The following is a 1,125-nucleotide window of genomic DNA, read 5'->3' on the forward strand; positions in this document are numbered from 1 at the left end:
TTTATTCTACGACAGAAGGATATGCAGTAGCAGGTAGTAAGCTATTAAAGGTAAAAGTAAAATAAATGGACGAATTCGGGCAGCCACTAACACGGGTTTGGCAAAAGTGGCGGTTCAGTGCTCCGAAGACACATTTGTGGTTAATCAAAGTTTGGTTCTTTGCATCATCATTCGTGGTGAAAATCGTCACCTTCGCCAAGCCCGAAACCGTTAAAAATTCAAAAAAGTAGTTTATGACTACTCGCCATTACAGGATTAATAAAACCTCCAAGTCACCTAAAATGAAATCCACCCGAGAAATATTCAAAACCAACCCTTCCCTTCTAGACGAACCCGAAGTAGCGCAACTTTTGGACTATTGCGAGCAATTGCAGGATGAAATCGTGGAGTTCAAATTTCAGAAAACCAACAACAAAGAATTGGCAATGCTCGATATGCTCAAGGAAGTCATCAAAGGCTGCAATGCCATCGAGAAAGAACAAGCGGAACACGAGCGTTTTGGGTACGAAGCACCAGACTATCCAGCAACCATTTCGAATCTAAAAAGATATATTTTAAAGCGTTGTCAGGATGAGAAGATATATTTGTGATTTGTTTTTTACACCAATTAACACGAATTAAAAAATTTCACCAACAAAGCATTCGTGTAATAATTACTCTAATTAAATTCGTGCAAATTCGTGACCCGAGCGATAGCGAACTGGCGAAGCAAATTCGTGTCTATAAAAAAGAATTGATTTTATCAATTACACTTTCAACTGAAATCGTGCGCATTGCATCATCATAACCTGCTACAATTTTATTCCCATAAACTGAAGTGGGTAATTTTGGGAACAAATTTCTATCCGAAACCATAGCATTTTCTAAGGGTTGATTGAAAGGCGAAAATCCCGTAAACGGATGCGTTGCGCCCCAAAGTGTAATGACTTTTACTCCAAGCATCGCCGCAATATGCGCATTTCCAGAGTCCATCGAAAGCATTACATCGAGATTAGAAATGAGTTGCAATTCCTGTTGAAACTTGAGTTGCCCAGCAACAACCACTACGTTTTTTTTGTCTTTAGAAAGTGTATTTAGAAGTTCAATTTCCTTTTTTCCGCCGCCAAAAAGCAAAATTTTATGATT

General features: G+C 38.7%; 2 protein-coding genes. One reads left to right on the forward strand and one right to left on the reverse strand.

The window, feature by feature from the left end:
* The first annotated feature begins 281 nt into the window (after positions 1-281).
* On the forward strand, positions 282-590 hold the full coding sequence (locus EKL98_RS16890) for a hypothetical protein (RefSeq protein ID WP_126563227.1): 309 nt from the start codon (positions 282-284) through the stop codon (positions 588-590).
* A 130-nt stretch (positions 591-720) separates the two neighbouring features.
* Here EKL98_RS16890 and EKL98_RS16895 read toward each other — a convergent pair.
* A partial coding sequence (locus EKL98_RS16895; RefSeq protein ID WP_148104467.1) for a glycosyltransferase family 9 protein occupies positions 721-1,125 on the reverse strand: 405 nt, incomplete at its 5' end.

This window comes from Flavobacterium bomense (assembly GCF_003970355.1).

Coding starts and splice junctions, on each gene's coding strand:
- EKL98_RS16890 (WP_126563227.1), top strand. CDS start 282: ATGAAATCCACCCGAGAAATATTCAAAACCAACCCTTCCCTTCTAGAC.